General features: G+C 65.8%; 18 protein-coding genes. 11 read left to right on the top strand and 7 right to left on the bottom strand.

The features are described 5' to 3' along the window. Nucleotides 1-63: 63 nt before the first annotated feature. Complete coding sequence (gene murJ / locus HAP48_RS47230) at nucleotides 64-1,593, top strand: murein biosynthesis integral membrane protein MurJ (protein ID WP_166207459.1); 1,530 nt, start codon at nucleotides 64-66, stop codon at nucleotides 1,591-1,593. A 1-nt stretch (nucleotide 1,594) separates the two neighbouring features. Here the strand turns inward: murJ and HAP48_RS47225 are convergent, their stop codons facing one another. Then, on the bottom strand, nucleotides 1,595-4,036 hold the full coding sequence (locus HAP48_RS47225) for a bifunctional diguanylate cyclase/phosphodiesterase (RefSeq protein WP_224496865.1): 2,442 nt from the start codon (nucleotides 4,034-4,036) through the stop codon (nucleotides 1,595-1,597). Between the two features lie 593 nt (nucleotides 4,037-4,629). Between HAP48_RS47225 and HAP48_RS47220 the strand changes: the two genes are divergently transcribed. Next, nucleotides 4,630-6,939: a xanthine dehydrogenase family protein molybdopterin-binding subunit gene (locus HAP48_RS47220; protein ID WP_166207453.1), complete on the top strand. Its 2,310-nt coding sequence runs from the start codon at nucleotides 4,630-4,632 to the stop codon at nucleotides 6,937-6,939. Nucleotides 6,940-7,041: 102 nt separating this feature from the next. Next, nucleotides 7,042-7,488, top strand: coding sequence for a c-type cytochrome (locus HAP48_RS47215; protein ID WP_166207449.1), 447 nt, complete (start codon nucleotides 7,042-7,044; stop codon nucleotides 7,486-7,488). A 77-nt stretch (nucleotides 7,489-7,565) separates the two neighbouring features. Here the strand turns inward: HAP48_RS47215 and HAP48_RS47210 are convergent, their stop codons facing one another. Continuing rightward, nucleotides 7,566-7,988, bottom strand: a complete 423-nt coding sequence (locus tag HAP48_RS47210; RefSeq protein WP_166207445.1) for a CHRD domain-containing protein — start codon at nucleotides 7,986-7,988, stop codon at nucleotides 7,566-7,568. Between the two features lie 166 nt (nucleotides 7,989-8,154). On the opposite strand from HAP48_RS47210, the gene HAP48_RS47205 reads away from it, so the two are divergent. Further along, on the top strand, nucleotides 8,155-9,087 hold the full coding sequence (locus HAP48_RS47205) for a c-type cytochrome (protein WP_166207441.1): 933 nt from the start codon (nucleotides 8,155-8,157) through the stop codon (nucleotides 9,085-9,087). Nucleotides 9,088-9,212: 125 nt separating this feature from the next. Here the strand turns inward: HAP48_RS47205 and HAP48_RS47200 are convergent, their stop codons facing one another. After that, nucleotides 9,213-9,458 (bottom strand): Lrp/AsnC ligand binding domain-containing protein, encoded by a 246-nt coding sequence (locus HAP48_RS47200; RefSeq protein ID WP_016845986.1) that lies wholly within the window; start codon nucleotides 9,456-9,458, stop codon nucleotides 9,213-9,215. 193 nt (nucleotides 9,459-9,651) lie between these two features. Here HAP48_RS47200 and thiD point away from each other — a divergent pair, with 193 nt between their 5' ends. The 4 genes from thiD (at nucleotide 9,652) to HAP48_RS47180 (ending at nucleotide 13,724) form a co-directional block, all read left to right on the top strand. Beyond that, entirely contained in the window at nucleotides 9,652-10,449 is a 798-nt protein-coding gene (gene thiD / locus HAP48_RS47195; protein ID WP_166207438.1) for a bifunctional hydroxymethylpyrimidine kinase/phosphomethylpyrimidine kinase, read from the top strand. 269 nt (nucleotides 10,450-10,718) lie between these two features. Continuing rightward, nucleotides 10,719-11,531 carry a UDP-2,3-diacylglucosamine diphosphatase gene (locus HAP48_RS47190; protein WP_166207435.1) on the top strand — a complete coding sequence of 271 codons (813 nt, stop codon included), beginning with the start codon at nucleotides 10,719-10,721 and terminating at the stop codon, nucleotides 11,529-11,531. After that, a complete protein-coding gene (locus tag HAP48_RS47185; RefSeq protein WP_166207432.1) occupies nucleotides 11,528-12,619 on the top strand; it encodes a glycosyltransferase family 4 protein in 1,092 nt (363 codons plus the stop codon). The genes HAP48_RS47190 and HAP48_RS47185 overlap by 4 nt, the downstream gene beginning before the upstream one ends. Before the next feature lie 115 nt (nucleotides 12,620-12,734). Then, complete coding sequence (locus tag HAP48_RS47180; RefSeq protein WP_166207429.1) at nucleotides 12,735-13,724, top strand: threonine/serine dehydratase family protein; 990 nt, start codon at nucleotides 12,735-12,737, stop codon at nucleotides 13,722-13,724. 73 nt (nucleotides 13,725-13,797) lie between these two features. Here the strand turns inward: HAP48_RS47180 and HAP48_RS47175 are convergent, their stop codons facing one another. The 3 genes from HAP48_RS47175 to HAP48_RS47165 all read right to left on the bottom strand — a co-directional run bounded on the left by HAP48_RS47175 (nucleotide 13,798) and on the right by HAP48_RS47165 (nucleotide 15,823). Continuing rightward, on the bottom strand, nucleotides 13,798-14,061 hold the full coding sequence (locus tag HAP48_RS47175) for a hypothetical protein (RefSeq protein ID WP_166207426.1): 264 nt from the start codon (nucleotides 14,059-14,061) through the stop codon (nucleotides 13,798-13,800). A 123-nt stretch (nucleotides 14,062-14,184) separates the two neighbouring features. Then, nucleotides 14,185-14,538 (bottom strand): ADP-ribosylation/crystallin J1, encoded by a 354-nt coding sequence (locus HAP48_RS47170; protein ID WP_166207423.1) that lies wholly within the window; start codon nucleotides 14,536-14,538, stop codon nucleotides 14,185-14,187. A gap of 10 nt (nucleotides 14,539-14,548) precedes the next feature. Beyond that, nucleotides 14,549-15,823, bottom strand: a complete 1,275-nt coding sequence (locus HAP48_RS47165) for a hypothetical protein (RefSeq protein WP_166207420.1) — start codon at nucleotides 15,821-15,823, stop codon at nucleotides 14,549-14,551. A gap of 75 nt (nucleotides 15,824-15,898) precedes the next feature. On the opposite strand from HAP48_RS47165, the gene HAP48_RS47160 reads away from it, so the two are divergent. Next, nucleotides 15,899-17,071, top strand: a complete 1,173-nt coding sequence (locus HAP48_RS47160; protein WP_166207417.1) for an MFS transporter — start codon at nucleotides 15,899-15,901, stop codon at nucleotides 17,069-17,071. On the opposite strand, the gene dgcA is transcribed toward HAP48_RS47160, so the two are convergent. Continuing rightward, a complete protein-coding gene (gene dgcA / locus HAP48_RS47155; protein WP_166207414.1) occupies nucleotides 17,068-18,069 on the bottom strand; it encodes an N-acetyl-D-Glu racemase DgcA in 1,002 nt (333 codons plus the stop codon). The genes HAP48_RS47160 and dgcA overlap by 4 nt on opposite strands. Before the next feature lie 141 nt (nucleotides 18,070-18,210). On the opposite strand from dgcA, the gene HAP48_RS47150 reads away from it, so the two are divergent. After that, nucleotides 18,211-19,344: an MlaE family ABC transporter permease gene (locus tag HAP48_RS47150; protein WP_166207411.1), complete on the top strand. Its 1,134-nt coding sequence runs from the start codon at nucleotides 18,211-18,213 to the stop codon at nucleotides 19,342-19,344. A 2-nt stretch (nucleotides 19,345-19,346) separates the two neighbouring features. Then, the gene (locus HAP48_RS47145) at nucleotides 19,347-20,117 is read left to right on the top strand and encodes an ABC transporter ATP-binding protein (protein ID WP_166207408.1); all 771 of its coding nucleotides are present in this window, start codon (nucleotides 19,347-19,349) and stop codon (nucleotides 20,115-20,117) included. Nucleotides 20,118-20,218 lie beyond the last annotated feature (101 nt).

The following is a 20,218-nucleotide window of genomic DNA, read 5'->3' as shown; positions in this document are numbered from 1 at the left end:
TAGATCGCTAACGTCCTGAATACGTCATTTTGACCTAGGGTGATGATGCGCTAGAAGCAGCAGATGCTTGGGCGCATCTTCACTGTCGGCGGCTATACCCTGCTATCGCGGGTGACCGGATTTGCGCGCGACATCATGCTCGCGGCGATCCTCGGTGCCGGACCGGTCGCCGACGCCTTCTTCGTGGCGCTCAGGCTGCCCAATCATTTCCGCGCGATCTTCGCCGAAGGCGCCTTCAACGCCGCCTTCGTGCCGGCCTATGCCCATGTCCATGGCGAGCGCGGCGAAGCCTCGGCGCGGCTGTTCGCCGACCGCATCTTCACGCTGCTGCTCGCGTCGCAGGTGATTCTGCTGGTGGTGGCGATGGCGTTCATGCCGCAGGCGATGAGCATCCTCGCGCCGGGCTTCACCGAGGACGCGGCGCAGCGCAAGCTCGCGATCGAGCTGACGCGGATTACCTTTCCCTATCTGCTGCTGATCACGATGGTGACGCTCTATGGCGGCATGCTCAACGTGATGCATCGCTTCGCCAGCGCCGCCGCGGCGCCGATCTTGCTCAACCTCGCCATGATGATGACGCTGGCGCTCGCGGCGTTCTTCCCCAGCGCCGGTCATGCCGCGGCCTGGGGCGTTCTGATCTCGGGCTTCCTGCAGTACTTCCTGCTCGCCGGCGACCTCGCGCGCCATGGCGGCCTGCCGCGGTTCGCGCCCTTGAGGCTCGACGAGGACGTCCGCGCCTTCTTCCGCGCGCTGGGCCCGGCGACGCTGGGCTCGATGGGAACGCAGGTTGCGCTGTTCGCCGACACCATCATCGCGACCTTCCTGCCGGCCGGCGCGCTGTCGGCACTGTATTATGCCGACCGCCTCAACCAATTGCCGATCGGCGTGATCGGAATCGCGATCGGCACCGTGCTGCTGCCGGAGATGTCGCGGCGGCTGTCCGCCGACGACCACGCCGGCGCCATGGCCGCGCAGCGCCGCGCCTTCGATTTCACGCTGCTGTTCTCGGTGCCGTTCGTGGCGGCGTTCCTGACCGTCGCCGATCCGATCATGCGCGCGATGTTCGCCCGCGGCGCGTTCTCGAAGGCCGATGCCGCAAGCGCCGGCGCCACGCTCGCGGCCTACGCGGTCGGGCTGATCCCGTTCGTGATGATCCGCAGCGCGGTCGCGACCTTCTATGCCCGCAAGGATACCGCAACGCCGGTGAAGGCGGCGCTGACCGGGGTCGCGGTCAACGTCGCGCTGAAGATCGCGCTGGTCGGCACGCTAGCACAGGTAGGCCTCGCGCTCGCGACCGCGATCGGGGCCTGGGTCAATCTGCTGCTCGTTTTGATGTTCGCGATCCGCCGCGGCTATCTCGTGCTCGATCGCGCGCTGATCCGCTCGTTCGGCACCTTCGCGCTGTGCGGTGTGCTGCTCGCGCTTGCGCTGTGGCTGACCTGGCATTTCGCCTATGTGTGGTTCGCGCCGATGCAGATCCTTCGCGACGAGCTGATCCTGCTGCTGCTGATTGCGGTGGGCATCTTCGTCTATGCCTTGCTGATCCTCACGCTGTTCGGCCGCGGCTGGCTGTTCGCGCTCCGGCGCGTTTAGCCTAGAGGCTAACCCGTTTCGGCTGTATCCGGCACGCCTTGCCCTCGATGCTGGCGGCCACCAGCGGCGCCTTGTCGGCGGCGACGGGCGGGGAGAAGACGAAGCCCTGCACCAGGTCGCAATCGAGCCCGCCGAGCACGTCCAGTTCGGCCGGCAGTTCGGCCCCCTCGGCCACCACCTTCATGCCCAGCCCGTGCGACAAAGCGATGATGCCGCCGAGTAGTTTGCGCTTCTCCGGCGCGGTGGAAATGCCATCGACGAAGGCGCGGTCCACCTTCAGCCAGTCGAAGGGCAGGCGCGTCAGATAGCCGAGCGAGGAATAGCCCGAGCCGAAATCGTCCAGCGCCAGCCGGATGCCGAGACCGGAGAGCGCCGTCAGCGTGCGACTGATCCGCTGCTCGGTATGATCCACGAACAGGCTTTCGGTGAGCTCGAGGCAGAGCAGCTCAGCCGGAAAGCCGGTCTCCGCCAGCACGGCCGAGACTGCCGTCTCGAAATCCACGTTCCAGATCTGCGCCGGCGAGACATTGACCGAGACGGAGCGCTGCGGCAGCCCGGCATCCAGCCAGGCGCGGCCCTGCCGGCAGGCCTCGCGCAGCACCCACAGGCCGAGATCAACGATGAGCCCGGAGCTTTCGGCGATGGGGATGAACTCCGCCGGCGAGATCGGCCCGCGCTCGGGATGGGTCCAGCGCAGCAGCGCTTCGAAGCCGGTGACGCGGCCGGTCCTCAGGTCCACCTGCGGCTGGTAATGGGCCTCGAGGGCGCCGGCCTCCACGGCGCGGCGCAGATGCCGGCCGAGATCGAGCCTTTGATCGACCGCCTGCGCATGAACCGGCTCGAACAGTTGTGCCCGGCCGCGCCCGGCCTCCTTGGCCATGTACAGCGCCAGGTCCGCATTGCGCACGGCGCTCTCCGCCGCTGCGCCATGCTCCGGCAGGCGGGCGATGCCGATGGTGGCGCCGACAAAGGCCTCGCCCTCGATGAGATCGACGGGGCCGGACAGCTTGGCGATGAGCCGATCGGCAAGCCCGGTCAGCGCGGCGTCGGACATGCCGCATCCCTCCGCCAGCACGGCGAATTCGTCGCCGCCGAGCCGGGCGATGAAGGCGCGCGGCCCCAGGTCCTGCCGCAATACAGCCGCCACCCGGATCAGCAATTCGTCGCCGGCGGCATGGCCGAGGGAGTCGTTGACCTCCTTGAAGCGATCGAGGTCGATGAGCAGCAGCGCGCCGCTCCGGCCTTCCAGGGCGCAGCCCTCGATCAAGTCGGCGAGCCGGCGCTTGAACAGCGCGCGATTGGCAAGGCCGGTCAAGGGGTCGGTGTAGGCGAGCTGCTCGAGCTGGCGCTCGGCCTCCTTGCGCTCGGTGACGTCCTGCACGGTGCCGATGATGCCGATGACCTTGTCGTGGGCGACCTCAGCCTTGCAGATCACCGCAAGATCGCGGGCCGTGCCGTCCGCGTGCAACATGCGCAGGTCGGTGGCCTCGGTCCTGCGGCTGCGCAGGACCCGTTTCTGCACCTCCCGGAAGCGGTCGGCGTCGCCGTCCAGGAAATAGGGCCTCATGTTCTCATTGGTCGGCTCGAACGCGTCGGGCTCGAAGCCGAGAAGCTGGTAGAGCTCGGGCGCCCAGACCGTGCGGCCGATGTCCAGCCTGTAGCTCCAGGTGCCGATCTTGCCGAGCCGGTGGGCTTCCTCCAGCGCCCGCGTGCGCTGGTCGAGCAGCGCCTTGGCCGCCCTAAGCTGGGTGATGTCGCTGGACGTACCGCGATAGCCGAGAAAGTTGCCGTCATCGGCGAAGATGGGCTTGCCGCTGGTGCAGATGCTGACGCGCGACCCGTCCTGGCCGATCAGCGTATAGATGAAGTCGCGAAAAGGGCGGTGGGCCTCCATATCGGCCCGGTGCCGCGCCATCGCCTCTGCGTCCTCGGGCGCATAAGCCAGATCCCAGCGCGCCCTCCCGCCACTGGCAACGGTCTGGAAGGCCGCGTTGCCGGCGAGCGACTTGGGATAAGGCAGCATCCGATGGGCGGCGTCGCTCTCCCAGCACCAGTCCGAGGCGGTGCTGACGAAATCGGCCAGCCGTTGCTCGCTCTCCGCCAGGCGGCGCAGCGCGGAGGTCTCCTCCGTGACGTCGCGGACAATGCCGGACACGCGCCGGACCTGACCGTGCGCGTCGAATTCCGGCTCGCCATGCACCACACAGTCGAGCAGGCGACCATCGGAACTGCGGAGCGTCGTCTGCACCGCGTAGGGCCGCCCCTCCGCCCAGCAGGCCGCGTAATGCGCCTCCAGAACCTTCCGGCTTTCAGGCAAATAGCGCTCGCGCACCGTGGCGATGGGGATGAAGCCGTCGGCCGTCTCGAATTCGTAGAAGGCGGCGAGCTCAGGCGATATCCAGAAATCGGTCGCAGCGGGACTCTCCGCTTCCCAGTAGCCCATGCGGGCCAACCTGATGGCACACCGCAACGACCGCTCTTCGTGCCAACGCCGACGCGCGATCCGCGTGGGGGCCTGCCCTTGCGACAATTTGCGAGCGGCCATCGGTCCCCAACCAAAATGCCAAACTACAATTACGCGGCATAGCATATCGCGCGACAATCTTGCAGAGACGGCGGTCACAACCTGGGGTTCTTCCGGTTCTTTGGTGTAGTTTTTGTGAATCCTGCAACCGGCACCAAGTGTGCGGAAGAACCTGATCTGGATGAAACTCTCGGTGTCGCGGTTAAGTTCAGGTTGCTTTGGCAGTCGTCTCTATCCCCGCTGCTCCGGCAAATCCGTCGGGTCGGATTCTCTATCATCAGAAGTTTTCGCACGGCCCGTTGCGTGAGATTCTGCAGCTCATGGTTTGGCGCCTCGTTCCGGTGGAGAGGCCCGGTATCCCGCTTCGCTCCAAAACGCTCTGGTTTTGCGTTGTCAAATCAAATGCATAGGTGCCGGTTGTGTGATCGCGCTTCGTGCGGCGGAAAGCGGTTTGCGCTTCGCTGACATCCACGCCAATATGTATGCAAACAACCAAGGCAATTGGAGAGACGATGGCAGCTCCCATCAAGTTCGGCGTCGGACAAAGTGTGCGGCGCAAGGAGGATGACGCTCTGATTCGCGGCAAGGGCCGCTACACCGACGACGTCGCCCCGTCTCCCGCATTGCATGCGCTGATGCTGCGCTCGCCGCATGCGCACGCGACTTACACGATCGATGCCGGCAAGGCCCGCGGCATGCCCGGCGTGGCGCTGATCCTGACCGCGGCCGATGTCGCCGATCTCGGCGGCCTGCCATGCCTGTTCAATCTCGAAACCGATCCGTTCACCGCGCCGCCTTATCCGATCCTGGCGAAGGACGAAGTGCGCCATGTCGGCGACGCCATAGCCTTCGTGGTCGCCGATACCGTCGATCATGCCCGTGACGCGATCGAGGCGATCGACGTCAAATGGACGCCGCTGCCGGCCGTGGCTGGCCTCGTCAACGCGGTGAAGAAGGGCGCGCCGCAGGTGTGGCCGGACAAGCCCGGCAATGTGCTGTTCGACGTCTCGATCGGCGACAAGAAGGCCGCGGAAGATGCTTCCGCCAAGGCGCATGCGGTGGCCGAGATCACCATCGTCAATCCGCGCGTCATCACCAATTTCATGGAGACGCGCGCGGCGGTCGCCGAATACGACGCCAGGAAGGATCATCTGACGCTGACGATCGGCAGCCAGGGCAGCCATCGCCTGCGCGAGATCCTCTGCGACATGATCCTGAAGATGCCGAAGGAAAACATGCGGGTGATCTGCCCCGATGTCGGCGGCGGCTTCGGCACCAAACTGTTTCCCTATCGCGAATATGCACTGATCTCGGTCGCCGCCCGCAAGCTCAAGAAGACCATCAAATGGACCGCCGAGCGCTCCGACCATTTCATGGGCGACGCGCAGGGCCGCGACAATCTCACCACCGCGAAGATGGCGCTCGCCGAGGACGGCAAATTCCTCGGCATGGATGTCGACCTGATGGGCGACATGGGCGCGTATCTCTCGACCTTTGCGCCCTATATCCCGCATGGCGGTGCCGGCATGCTGCCGGGCCTCTATGACATTCAGGCCTTCCACTGCCGGGTCCGCACCGTGTTCACCAACACGGTGCCGGTCGATGCCTATCGCGGCGCCGGCCGCCCGGAAGCCGCCTACGTCATCGAGCGGCTGGTCGATGCGGCCGCGCGAAAACTCGGCATGACGCCCGATGCCATCAGGCGGAAGAATTTCATTCCGCCGAAGTCGCTGCCCTACACGACCGCGACCGGCAAGGTCTACGACTCCGGCGACTTCGTCGCGCACATGAAGCGCGCGATGGAGATTGCCAACTGGAAGGAGTTTTCGAAACGCGCCAAGGCGGCGAAGAAGGACGGCCTGGTGCGCGGCATCGGCATGGCGAGCTATGTCGAGGTCTGCGGCACCATGGGCGAGGAGACCGCCAATGTGGCGCTCGATGCCAATGGCGATATCTCGATCCTGATCGGCACGCAGTCGAGCGGGCAGGGTCACCAGACCGCCTATGCGCAGATCGTCGCCGAGCAGTTCGGCGTGCCGCCCGAGCGCGTCCACGTGCTGCAGGGCGACACCGACAAGATCGCGACCGGGCTGGGCACCGGCGGCTCGGCATCGATCCCGTCGGGCGGCGTCAGCGTGCAGCGGGCGACGCACGACCTCGGCAACAAGCTGAAGGAGCTCGCGGCGCAGGCGCTGGAAGCCGGCACCGGCGACCTCGAGATTGCCGATGGCCGCATCCGCATCGCCGGCACCGACCGCTCGGTCAGCTTTGCCGATCTCGCCAAACGTCCCGGCGGCGATACCTCGAAGATGAACGCCAGCGCGACGTTTGCCAGCGCCGACGGCACCTATCCGAACGGCACGCATCTCGCCGAGGTCGAGATCGATCCGGCCACCGGCATCATCAAGATCGTCAGCTACGTCATCGTCGACGATTTCGGCGTCACGCTCAATCCGCTGATGCTTGCGGGCCAGGTTCATGGCGGCGCGATGCAGGGCATCGGGCAGGCGCTGATGGAGCAGGCGGTCTACAGCCCGGCCGACGGTCAGCTCGTTACCGGCACGTTCATGGATTATGCGCTGCCGCGCGCCTCCGACGGTCCGTCCTTCGTGTTCGAGACCCATAACGTGCCCTGCACGACCAACCCGCTCGGCGTGAAGGGCGCAGGCGAGGCCGGTGCGATCGGCTCGTGCCCGGCGGTCGTCAACGCGATCGTCGAGGGCCTGCATCGCGAATACGGAATCGACCACATCGACATGCCGGCCACGCCGGAGCGGGTCTGGGTCGCGATCCGCGAGGCGCAGCGCCGGCATAATCTCTGATGAATTGTCGCAGGCGGAATGAGGATTCCGCCTGCGGTGTTTGCAAACCAGGCCGGCCGCACACCGCGGACCGGGACAGAGCAGGATTGAGGGGTTTTGCCGATGAAGCGGATTGTTATCGTTGCCGCGATGCTTGCGTTGAGTGCGGGTGCGGTCGTTGCGCAACAGGACCAGGTCAAGAAGACCCAAGGGATGATGAAGGATAACGGCAAGAATGCGGGCGCGCTGGCGGCGATACTCAAGGGCGAGAAGCCCTACGACCAGGCGACCGTCAATGCCGCGCTGGCCCAGTTCGAGGACACCGCCAAGCAGCTTCCGACGCTGTTCCCCGAGAGCATGAAAGGCGTCAAGCTGGATGGGGATTACACCCCTTCGCCGAAAATCTGGGAAGACAAGGCCGGTTTTGCGCAGCAGGCTGCGAGCTTTGCCAAGGCGGTCGCCGATGCCAAGGGCAAGATCAAGGATGTTGATACCCTGAAGGCCGAACTGGGCCTGATCGGCAAGCAATGTGGCGGCTGTCACGAGACATACCGCATCAAAAAGGGCTGAGCGCCTTTTGGTCAATGAAAAAGGGCGGACGCCGCTAAGCGTCCGCCCTTCTTTGTGTCGGCCGTTTCTTGTTGGATCTACTTCGTGACCTGGCCGCGGATCTCGCCACCCGGGTTGGCCGCGGTGTGGACGTTGACATAGTACTTGCCGGCGAGGAGATCGGCGGCCTGCGCGTCGGTCAGCGTTGCGCTGCCTTCGACCGGGCTCGACGTCGCGTTCGGGATCGCGACCGCGACGCCGGCATTCTTGCCGGCCTCGGCGGGGCCGTGGAAGTGCGCGGCAGTGGCGGGGCCCGAGAGACCGGAATAGGTCAGCTTCCAGCTGAGCTTCTTGCTCGCGGCGTCGTAGTCGATATCGGCGGTGCCGGTGCCGGCAGTGGTGGTTGCCGGCACTTCCGCCTTGCCGTCCAGCTTCGCTGTCAGCTTTTCGGCAAAGGCCGGGCCGGTGAGGGCGATGGCGGCGCCGAGCGTCAGCGCGGCAAGCAAGGTCTTGTTGGACATGGGTTCTCTCCCCTTTGACGTCACACGATGGTTGCAGTCTTCAAACAGCGGCTTTTCGGATTTATTCCCAAATTGATCGTGCCTGCGGCAAATTTGATGCGAGCTTGTGCGACGGGTTGCCATCATACTGGTTGAGACGATGAAGCGACCAATGACGGATCGGTGAATGCTGCGACGAATTCTTCTCCTGGCCATCCTGGCCGGCTTAATCGGCTTCGGTGTGTTCTGGTGGCTGACGATCCCCGCGACCGTTGCCGCAAGCGCGCTGCCCGCCTACCAGCCCAACCTCGCCAACGGCCTCACAACGTTCAATGCGGGGGGATGTTCCTCCTGCCACGCCGTGCCGAAGCAGGACGACCGCACCAGGCTCGGTGGCGGCCTTGCGATACCGTCGCCGTTCGGCACCTTCTATGCGCCGAACATCTCGCCCGATCCGAACGACGGCATCGGCCGCTGGAGCGAGGCGGATTTCGTCACCGCGGTCATGAAGGGCACCTCGCCGTCGGGGACGCACTATTTCCCGGCGTTTCCCTACACGTCCTATCAGCACGCCAAGCTCAATGACGTGCGTGACCTGTTTGCCTATCTGAAGACCCTGCCGCCGGTCGTCGGCAAGGTGCGCGATCACGACTTGCCGTTTCCTTTCAACATCAGGCGCAATGTCGGCGTCTGGAAATTCCTGTTCATGAACGGCCAGCCGTTCATCGCGGACCCCAGCCGCTCGGCGCAGTGGTATCGCGGCGCCTATCTCGTCAACAGCTTTGGCCATTGCGCCGAGTGCCACAGCCCGCGGAATTTCCTCGGCGGCATCATCAGCGCGCAGCGCTTCGCCGGCGGCCCGAACCCGGAGGGCGAGGGCTGGGTCCCCAACATCACGCCGAGGGGGCTGTCGGACTGGAGCGCGAAGGATGTCGCCTATTTCCTCGAGAGCGGGCAGACGCCGGACGGCGATAGCGCCGGCGGATCGATGGTGCGCGTGATCCGCAACACCTCGCAGCTCTCGCCGAACGATCGCGACGCGATCGCCGAATACATCAAGTCGCTGCCGCCGGTCGAGGGACCGCCGAAGCCGGTGAAGAAGCCCGCGAAGGATTCCTGAGAGGTTCGCTCAGAGCGTGATCCATGTCGTCAGGCGCCTTCACCTGGCTTGGTCATGCCCGGGACACCTGGTGCGAGGACCCGCTTCGCGCTTCTGACCGGCCATGACGAAAGCGGATTCGGAGTCTACTTCGCGCCGAACGCCTTGAAGGTGATGATGGTGAGGGTGTCCTGGATGCCCGGGATCACCTGAACCTTCTCGTTGATGAAATGGCCGATGTCGGTGTCGTGGTCGACGTAGAACTTGACCAGCAGATCGTAATTGCCCGCGGTGGAGTAGATCTCGGACGCAATCTCGGCCTCCGCCAGCGCGTTGGCGACGGTGTAGGACTGGCCGAGCTTGCATTTGATCTGGACGAAGAAAGGAACCATCAAAGTCGTCTCCGGGGATTTCCGCGACTATAGGCCAAAAACGGGCCGCCAAGGCAAGAGGTCAAGGCAAGGACAACTCAAGGCCAACTCGCGGTAAAGTCAGGCGAACTTGCTGCCGATGGGCGGCCGGGCTAGGACAGGCCATGGTCTTGATCGCAATGGTCTCATTCGTATCAATCGCCGGTGCCGCAAGATGACGCCGGTCGCGCTCACGATTGCCGGCTCGGATTCCTCGGGCGGGGCGGGCATCCAGGCCGACCTCAAGAGCTTTGCCGCGCTCGGGGTGTTCGGGGCCTCGGCGATCACGGCGCTGACCGCGCAGAACACGAGGGGTGTCAGCGGCATCCATCCGGTGCCCGCGGCGTTCGTCACGGCCCAGATCGATGCGGTGTTCTCCGACCTCGACGTCGGCGCGGTCAAGATCGGCATGGTGGCGCAGGCCGAGACGATCGCTGCGATCGCCGACGGGCTGAAGCGCTGGGCGCCGCGCCACATCGTGCTCGATCCGGTGATGGTTGCGACCTCGGGCGATCGGCTGCTCGCGGCCGAGGCCGCCGACGCGCTGAAGGCCATGCTGTTTCCGCTGGCATCGCTGGTCACGCCGAACCTGCCGGAAGCGGCGGCGTTGCTGAACCAGCCGGTCGCTTCCAGCGAGGCCGACGTCGCACGGCAGGGCAGGCAATTGCTGGCGATGGGATGCCGCGCGGTGCTGGTCAAGGGTGGTCACGGGCACGGTGCCGAGAGCATCGACTATCTGATCGATGGCAAGCGCAGCATCGCGCTGGCAGCGCCGCGTATCGCCACATCAAACACGCATGGCACCGGCTGCTCGCTGTCGTCGGCGATCGCAGCGGGGCTCGCGAAGGGCGAGGCGATGGAGGCCGCGGTGCGCAACGCCAAGGCCTGGATCACTGACGCGATTGCCGCTGCCGATCGCTTCGCCGTCGGCCACGGCCACGGGCCGGTGCATCACTTCCACAAATATTACTGAGCCGGCGTAGCGCGGATCAATCTTGTAGCCCGGATTGCGCTTCGCTCCATCCGGGTTACGCAGTCCTCTGCGCGCCTTGTTCCGCCGCGATATGCGCGCAACACACCGCCTGTTCTGCACAGCCGCGATCGTCCATGTCGCCAGATTGTCGCACGCCCCTGTTATCCGCAGGGAAGGGGCGTGCTGCTGATTCTCGTTAACTGTTAGTGAGGCCTTGGGTCACGGGGGTCGTCATCGCCTTGTCACAGGAATCTGTTAGGTGCACAGGCATGGGAAGTGACTCCTTAAGTGAAGAAAGTCCCGAGCGGCACTTTCGCACTTTGTTTATCTCCGATGTTCATCTCGGAGCCCGCGGTTCGCAAGCCGACCGCCTGCTGGACTTCCTCCGCTCCCACGATGCCGACACGATCTACCTCGTTGGTGATATCGTCGACGGCTGGGCGCTGAAGTCGAACTGGCACTGGCCGCAGACCCACAACGATTTCGTGCAGAAGATGCTGCGCAAGGCGCGCAAGGGCGCCAAGGTGATCTACGTCCCGGGCAACCACGACGAGTTCCTGCGCAAATATTACGGCACGCATTTCGGCGGCATCGATGTGGTGGAGAACACCGTTCACACCGGCGCCGACGGCAAGCGCTACCTCGTGATCCACGGCGACATCTTCGATCTCGTGGTGCAGAACGCGCGCTGGCTCGCCCATCTCGGCGACAAGGCCTACGACTTCGCGATCCAGATGAATCGCTTCGTCAACTTCTTCCGCAAGATGTTCGGCGTGCCGTATTGGTCGCTGTCGCAATGGGCCAAGCTGAAGGTCAAGAAGGCGGTGAACTATATCGGCGCGTTCGAGGCGACGCTTGCGGGCGAGGCGCGGCGCCATGGCTGCGACGGCGTGATCTGCGGCCATATCCACTACGCGACGATTCATGACGAGCAGGGCATCCGCTACATGAATTGCGGCGACTGGGTGGAGAGCTGCACCGCGCTCGCCGAGCATGAGGACGGCAGCTTCGAGATCATCACCTGGACCGATCCGGTGCGCCGGATTGCGCCGGTTCCGCGAGTGACGGCACGCGCTGCATGACGCATATCCTGGTCGCGACCGATGCGTGGCATCCCCAGGTCAACGGGGTTGTCCGCACGCTGACCATGATGGCGCAGGCGGCGAAATCGCTCGGCGTCGAGGTAAGCTTCCTGACGCCGGACGAGTTCCGCACCTTCGCGATGCCGAGCTATCGCGATCTGAGGTTGGCGCTGCCGTACCAGGCCAAGGTCGCCAGCCTGATCGAGGCGGCAAGGCCCGACAGCATCCACATCGCGACCGAAGGCCCTATCGGGTGTGCGGTTCGCCGCTATTGCCGCAAGCGCGGCCTGCCGTTCACGACCAGCTTCCACACCCGCTTCCCGGAATACGTCTCGGCACGGACGCCTGTCCCCGAAGCCTGGGTGTGGCGTGCGCTGCGCTGGTTCCACAGGCCGAGCCGGGCGGTGATGGCGGCGACGCCGGCACTGGCGGCCGAGCTGCGCCAGCGCGGCTTCCGCAACGTGGTGCTGTGGTCGCGCGGCGTCGATACCGCGCTGTTCCATCCGCGCGACGTCGATCTCTGCCTGCCGCAGCCGGTTTACCTCAGCGTCGGGCGGGTGGCGGTGGAGAAGAACCTCGAGGCGTTCCTCGATCTCGATCTGCCCGGTACCAAGATCGTGGTTGGCGACGGCCCCGCGCGGGCGACGCTGGAGCGAAAATATCCGGACGCCGTCTTCCTCGGCGCCCGCCATGGCGAGGAACTGGCGGAGATTTACGCCGCCGCCGATGTGTTCGTGTTCCCGAGCCGGACCGACACGTTCGGCCTGGTGCTGCTTGAGGCGCTGGCGAGCGGCCTGCCGGTTGCCGCTTTTCCGGTCACCGGTCCCCGCGACGTGATCGGCGCGGCGCCGGTTGGCGTGCTCGACGACGATCTGCACCACGCCTGCCTGGAGGCGCTCGGCATCTCGCGCCAGGCTTGCGTCGATTTTGCCGCGCTCCATACCTGGCAGGCGTCGGCCCGGGTGTTCATCGACCGCTGCATGAACGTCCGCCCCGCGGCACCCGACGGCGAGGGGGAAGCGCTCGAATTCGGCGCCGAAGAGCACCATTTCGCGGCCCTGCCGGCCCCCCATCCCACCTCAAGCTAGCCAACTCACGCGTCTTTTTTTGACGCGCTTTCTTCACGCGAACCGGTACCCACTTCGCTCGAAAACGCTATAAAGCGTCTTGCCCGCCAGCCTGCCGCCGCGATACAAATCGTGGATGACGGACACCACTCTCAATCCACCCGTCGCTGCCGCGGACATCGATGCCGCCGCCAGGGTGGTCGCGCCGTTCGCGGTGCGCACGCCGCTCCTGACCTTCCCCGTTCTCAACGAACGCGTCGGCAGCCAGGTCTTCCTCAAGCCCGAAATGCTGCAGCGGACCGGATCGTTCAAGTTCCGCGGCGCCTTCAACAAGCTCGCCTCGATTCCGCAGGACAGGCGCAGCGGCGGCGTCGTCGCCTTCTCCTCGGGCAACCATGCCCAGGGTGTCGCCGCGGCGGCCAAGATCCTCAACATGCAGGCGACCATCGTGATGCCTGCGGACTCGCCGCTCACCAAGCGCGAGCGGACCAAGTCCTATGGCGCCGAGGTCGTGCTCTACGACCGCGATCGCGACGACCGCGAAGCGATCGCCAACGGCATCGCCAGCAAGCGCGGCGCGACCCTGGTGCGCCCCTATGACGATCCCTTCGTGATCGCGGGCCAGGGCACCGCCGGCCGCGAGATCGCCGAGGACATGGCCGCGCGCGGGCTCGTGCCGGACATCGTGGTCGCGCCGGCCTCGGGCGGCGGCTTGATTGCCGGCGTTGCCACCGCGGTGAAGGCGAAATTCCCGCAGTCCCAGGTGATCGTCGCCGAACCCGCCGGTTACGATGACCACGCGCTGTCGCTCAAGGTCGGCCATCGCGAGGCGCATCCGGTTGCGGCGCGCACCATCTGCGATGCGCTGATGGCGATGATGCCGGGCGAGCTGACCTTCGCCATCAACAGCAAGCTGCTCGCAAATGGCGTCAGCGTCTCCGACGACGAGGTCGGCGCCGCCGTCGCCTTTGCCTATCGCGAGCTGAAGCTCGTGGTTGAGCCCGGCGGCGCGGTCGGACTTGCTGCGCTGCTGGCCGGGCGGATCGACGTCAAAGACAAGAACGTCGTCATCGTGCTCTCGGGCGGCAATGTCGACGCCGACCTGTTCGCGAAGCTGGTCGCTTGACGCCGACATTTTGAGAAGCAGCGGGGCAGGGCGGTGATCGCTCTGCCCCCGTTTCGTTATGCGGGGCGTCAGATCAGTGCCGGAAGCCGGGATAATGGCCGCCGCCCATTCCGCCGAAATGCGAGTCGACGGATTTGAGTGGAAGGCTGTGTGTCCGCCAAACCCTTGTCGGTTCACCCGCGTGCTTTGCCGCTCGGAGCGGAAGTGGTCGTGCCGTCGTCTGCGCTGCATTGCCGACGGTGATGGTGCTGGTCTCGGCAAATGCCGCGCCGGGCGCACCGAGGCTCAACAGGCCAAGCAATGCGGCCGATATCAACATGGATTTCAGGCGGACCATGGCGCGCTCCCGAGCTGATCCCGGTGCGAGACCGGTCGCAGGGAGGCTAGACTAGGCGCAGATGCGGCCGCGGTACGTGAGTTGAGTCATGCGGCGCGAGTGGTCAATGGGAGACGAACCGCCTCAAGGGAAGCTGCTGATGACTTCGATCGGCCCGACGATTGCAGCATTAAACTCCGACAGGTCCTCCGCCGGGATCCAGTATTCGAGATGCGCGCGGCCGCCGGCCTCCTGCACATCATAGCGATCGATGAAGCTGCGCTTGACCCGAAACCGTGTGACGAATCCAGCGCCGCTTGCAGACACGTTCCAGTCGCGCGCGATCCTTGCGGCATATTCTTCCGTCAGGACCGGATAGAAGATCGGTTGATCGGGAAGCCGCGGCGGAAAGGTACGCATGCCGCTCTGTTCGATCAGCGCGAGCTCCTGGGGCCCCACGGGGCGCCAAAGAGTGATCGTGTCGGTTTCGTCGGGCATCGGGTCGCGCCTACGAAAAGAACGCGATCCTCTCGGCCTGGCTCATGCGGCGGATTGGCGCGAGCGGATCGTTGGCCGCGACGCTCGGCCTTTTCAGGAGGCCGCTGGCGATGATGGTCGAGCCAAGCGATATCTCTCTTGCAGGTTCGGCGGCGGCCTCGACGGCTGGCGGCAGAGGCGGCGGCACGATCGGGGCTTCGGCGATCGGCGCTGCAGCCACCGGTGGCGGCGCGACCCTGACCTCGACCTTCGGCTCGGGCGCCGGCGCCGCCGCGAGCTCGGCAGGAGCCAATGGTGCAGCCATTTCGGGTTCAGCCATTTCGGGCTCGGCAGCCATCGCCTCGGCGACGCGCATCTCCTCGGCGGCGCGCATTTCCTCGGCGATCGCCTCTTCGTCGATCGGATCTGGCGCGCCCATTTCCATCGCGATGAGATCAAGCATCGCTTCGTCCTGGGCGTCGGCCGCCTCGTTGGCGACGCGGGCGAGCTCTGCGGCTTCGGCTTCGGCCAGCGCGGTCTCGGCCTTGATCCATGCTTGGCTCGGCTGCGGCGTCACGGCCATCGCAGCCTCTGCGGGCGGCGTTGCAGCGACCTCCTGAGGCGGCGCCGGCGGCGTGGTCGCCACCGCATCGGCGGCAGCGCTCTCGGCCACCGGTGGCGGTGAGGGCGCGGTTGCGGGTGGTTCCGCAATCGGCGCCTCGGCCACGTCAGGTTCGGCCGCAGGGGGCGCCGCCTTGTCCGGATCGAACTCGCTGAGCCGGCGGGCCAGCGCCGCGAAGGCGGCATCCAGCACGGTCTTGGCGTCGTCCATCGAGACCTCAGCGGCGCCGGCCTCGATCGCGCTGGCCTGCGAATCGATAATGTCGCAGATCCGGCCGTCATTGCCGATCTCGCGCAGCCGCCAGGAGATTTCCCTGATCACCCGCACGCCCTTGCGCACCGGCGCGAGGTTTTGCTCGAAGCTGACGCCGTCGAGCGCTGCGATGGCGGAGGCCTGCGCGGCCTCGATCGCGCCGCGCAGGGCGGCCAGCGCCTGCGCCAGCTGCTCGTCCCGGATGGCGTCCGCGGCCGCCTGCCGCTGCGCGCTGAGGCTTTCCTCGATCCGCGCCACGGCATCGAGCACCATGCTTGTGTCGGCGTTGCGGTTGCGCTTGGCATATTCGCCGAGGAACCAGCGGCCCCGCGAGGTCTCCATGAAGGCCGCGCTGATCGCGGCATAGTCCTCCTCGCTCGGCAGGGCCGCGCGGGCGGAAATCGGCGACAGGGCGAATGCTTCTTCGGCCATCACAATCTCTTCGCGCAAATCACTGCGCGTTACGCTAACGATCATCACGATATCGCGCGAATCGCAATTGAATTGATGTCTTCCGAATCACAAATCCCCATTGCAGCAAAGCTTGCATCGCGGCGATTCGCTGTCAGCCTTGCGGCATTCTATGCCACGCTGTTCGGCATGACCGGGGTCCATCTGCCGTTTTTCACGGTGTGGCTGAAGGTGATCGGCATCGATGCCACCTGGATCGGCATCATCACGGCGGTGCCGCCGGTGACGCGCTTCACCGTGCTGCCGCTGGTCACAGCAGTGGCGGAACGGCGCCAGATGCTGCGCGGCGCGATCATCGCCACCGGTTTCGCCACGGCGTTCGGCTTTGCCGTGATAGGCACCCAGCATCAGCCGTTCGTGCTGCTCGCGGTCTATGCGCTGACCTGCTGCGTCTGGACGCCGATGGTGCCGCTGACCGACGCCTATGCGCTGCGCGGCGTCAGGCAATTCGGTCTCAGCTACGGGCCGCTGCGGCTCTGGGGCTCGGCGGCGTTCGCGGTCTGCGCGCTCGTCAGCGGGTTCTTGCTCCGCTACTTCGCCGAGGTCGATCTGATCTGGATCATCACAGCGGTGACCGTGCTCGGCGCGCTGGTCGGGCTGACCTTGCGGCCGCTCGGCCGTCCCGCGGCCACTGCTGCGCCCGCGGCCGGCGCGCCAAAACTGCTGCGCAATCCGACCTTCCTCGCCATCATCGTGTCCTCGGCGCTGATCCAGGGCAGCCACGGCGCCTATTACATCTTCGCATCGATCGCCTGGCAGCAGGCCGGTTTCAGCGGCCTGACCATCGCTTGTCTCTGGGTGCTCGGCGTCATCGCCGAGATCGTGCTGTTCGCGCTGTCGCCGCGCTTCACGCTGCCGTCGGCTGTGCTGGTGATGATCGCGGCCGCCAGCGCCGCGGCGCGCTGGGCAATCACCGCGCAGGACCCGCCGCTTGCGGTGCTGGCGGTGGTCCAGCTCGGACACGGACTGAGCTTCGGACTGACCCAGGTCGGCATCATGGGCCTGATGGTGCATCACGTGCCGGTTCACGTGATGGCGCGCGCGCAGGGGTATCTCACCGCCTGCGCCGGCATTGTCGCGAGCACCACGGCGATCGTCAGCGGGTTGGTCTATGCGCGCATCGGGCTCGGTGTCTACGACATGATGGCTGCGATGGCGGCGATGGGCGGGCTGGTGATGTGGCTGTCGCGTAAGCGACTAATCCATTAGCCCCAAAGTGCGGCGTCCGGCGGGTAGACCAGGCTGCCCTCGTAGCGCAGGCCGTTGTCGCGGTCGCGCGCGAGCAGCAGCGGGCCATCGAGATCGACGAAGCGCGCGCCTTGCGCGATCAGCATCGCCGGCGCCATCGCAAGCGAGGTCGCCACCATGCAGCCGATCATGATCTCGAAGCCGAGCGCGCTTGCGGCATCCGCCATCGCCAGCGCTTCGGTCAGCCCGCCGGTCTTGTCGAGCTTGATGTTGACGGCGTCATAGCGGTCGCGCAGGCCCGCAAGCGAGGCGCGGTCATGCACGCTCTCGTCGGCGCAGACCGCAACCGGGCGCTTGATCCGCGCCAGCGCCTCATCCTTGCCCGCCGGCAACGGCTGCTCGATCAGCGTGACGCCGGCGTCGGCGCAGGCCGCGAGATTGGCGGCAAGGTTGTGCTCGGTCCAGGCTTCATTGGCGTCGACGATCAGTTCGGATGCCGGCGCCGCCTTGCGCACGGCGGCGATCCGTGCGCCGTCGCCATCGCCGCCGAGCTTGATCTTGAGCAGCGCGCGGTGTGCGGCCTTCGCGGTGGCCTCGGCCATCGCCTCCGCCGTTCCGAGCGAGATCGTGTAGGCGGTGGTGCGGGGCTCCGGTGCCGGCCGTCCCAGCAGGTTCCAGATCCGCGTACCGGCGCGTTTGGCCCCGAGGTCCGCCAGTGCGCAATCCAGCGCATTGCGGGCGGCGCCGGCGGGCATCCGGGCCTGCAGGGCAATCCGGTCCATGCCGCCGGCGAGCGGTTCCTGCATCGCCTGGATCGCTTGCAGCGTCGCCTCAGGCGTTTCGCCATAGCGCGGGTAGGGCACGCATTCGCCGCGGCCAATGAGACCGCCCTGGCTCACCTCGGCCACCACGACAACGGCCTCGGTCTTGGCGCCGCGGCTGATCGTAAAGGTCCCTGCGATCGGCCAGCGCTCGATCCCCACGTTAAGGGAAATAGCTCGGGATGGGGTGGAAGTCATTTTAAAGTCTACTATTTCCTGAACCGTAGCTTGCGACGCGCAACCAACTATGGCTGGTTAGTGGCAGATTCGACAAGCCGATCCGGCAGTGCCGGATATCTGCGTTGTAACGGCCAGCCGGCTTCGAGGGGTAGGCAAAAGGTGAGCGGCGACCCGACACTGGAGCGGATAGCCCAAGGCGAAGGACTGGCGTTGTGCGCGGCGGGCAACTGGACCGCCCGCTTTGCCCCTGCGCTCGAGCGGATCGTCTCCGACGCCGAGAAGCTGCGCGGCAGCCGCCCGCACATCTTCATCGACGTGTCGCAGGTCGCGAGCCTCGATACGTTCGGCGCATGGCTGATCGAGCGGCTGCGCCGCAGCCTCAGCAACGCTTCTGCGGAGGCGGAGATCGCGGGCCTCTCCGCCAACTATTCCAGCCTGGTCGACGAGGTCCGTCGCGTCGGCGCAGCGCCCAGCATCGCAAGCGATCCGCTGTCGATCTCAGGCATGCTGGAGCAGATCGGCCGCACCGTGGCCGGTGTCGGGGGCACGATCGTCGGCCTGGTCGACATGCTCGGTGCCGTGATAGCGGCCGCCGGCAAAGTATTGATCCATCCGCGCAGCTTCCGTTTGACCTCGACCGTGCATCACCTCGAGCAGGTGTGCTGGCGCGCGGTGCCGATCGTGGTGCTGATCACCTTCCTGATCGGCTGCATCATCTCGCAGCAGGGCATCTTCCATTTCCGCAGGTTCGGCGCCGACATCTTCGTCGTCGACATGCTGGGCGTGCTGGTGCTGCGCGAGATCGGCGTGCTGCTGGTCGCGATCATGGTCGCGGGCCGCTCCGGCTCGGCCTATACCGCCGAGCTCGGCTCGATGAAGATGCGCGAGGAGATCGACGCGCTGCGCACCATGGGCTTCGATCCGATCGAGGTCTTGATCCTGCCGCGCATGCTGGCGCTGGTGCTGGCGCTGCCGATCCTGGCCTTCCTCGGCGCGATGGCTGCGCTCTATGGCGGCGGGCTTGTGGCCTGGCTCTATGGCGGCGTCGATCCGGAAGCCTTCCTGCTCCGCCTTCGTGATGCCATATCGATCGACCATTTCGTCGTCGGCATGGTCAAGGCACCGGTGATGGCGGCGGTGATCGGCATCGTCGCCTGCGTCGAGGGGCTGGCGGTGCAGGGCTCGGCGGAGTCGCTCGGTCAGCACACCACCGCCTCGGTGGTGAAAGGGATCTTCTTCGTGATCGTGATGGACGGCGTGTTCGCGATCTTCTTCGCTGCGATCGGGATGTGACCATGGCCGAGCAAGGCGACGACGCCATCATCCGGGTCCGCGACATTACCGTTCAATTCGGCAAGACGCGGGTGCTCGACGGCCTCGACCTCGACGTCAAGCGCGGCGAGATCCTCGGCTTCGTCGGTCCGTCGGGAGCCGGCAAGTCGGTGCTGACGCGCACCATCATCGGCCTGGTGCCGAAGGTCTCCGGCCGCATCGAAGTGTTCGGCGTCGATCTCGATGCTGCGAGCTCGGCGCAGCGCCGAGCGGTCGAGCGGCGCTGGGGCATCCTGTTCCAGCAGGGCGCGCTGTTCTCTTCGCTTACGGTGCGCCAGAACATCCAGTTTCCGGCGCGCGAGTATCTGCGCGTCTCGCAGCGGCTGCTCGACGAGATCATGGTGGCGAAACTGGTGATGGTCGGGCTGAAGCCCGAGGTCGCCGATCGCTACCCGTCGGAATTGTCCGGCGGCATGATCAAGCGCGTCGCGCTGGCGCGCGCACTCGCGCTCGATCCTGAACTGGTGTTTCTCGACGAGCCGACATCAGGCCTCGATCCGATCGGCGCCGGCGATTTCGACGAGCTGGTGCGCACCCTGCAGCGCACTTTGGGGCTGACCGTTTTCATGGTAACCCACGATCTCGACAGTCTTTACACCGCGTGCGACCGTATCGCCGTTTTAGGGAACGGTAAGATCATTGCTGCAGGATCGATTGCCGACATGAAGGCATCGCAGCATCCATGGCTGCAGCAATATTTCAACGGCAAGCGCGCCCGTGCCGTTGTGGCCTAGCCCATGATCCCGAAGCGAGGAGACCGGTTTTCGGACGAGATCATGCGCCAACAGGGAATTCGACGGGCTCGAACGCAGGCTGACTGCGCGAGAGCTCAGGA

The sequence above is a fragment of the Bradyrhizobium septentrionale genome, from assembly GCF_011516645.4.
GTDB classification, from domain to species: Bacteria; Pseudomonadota; Alphaproteobacteria; order Rhizobiales; family Xanthobacteraceae; genus Bradyrhizobium; species Bradyrhizobium septentrionale.
The sequence above is the reverse complement of the archived record's forward strand: the minus strand, read 5'-3'. Positions and strand labels throughout refer to the sequence as shown.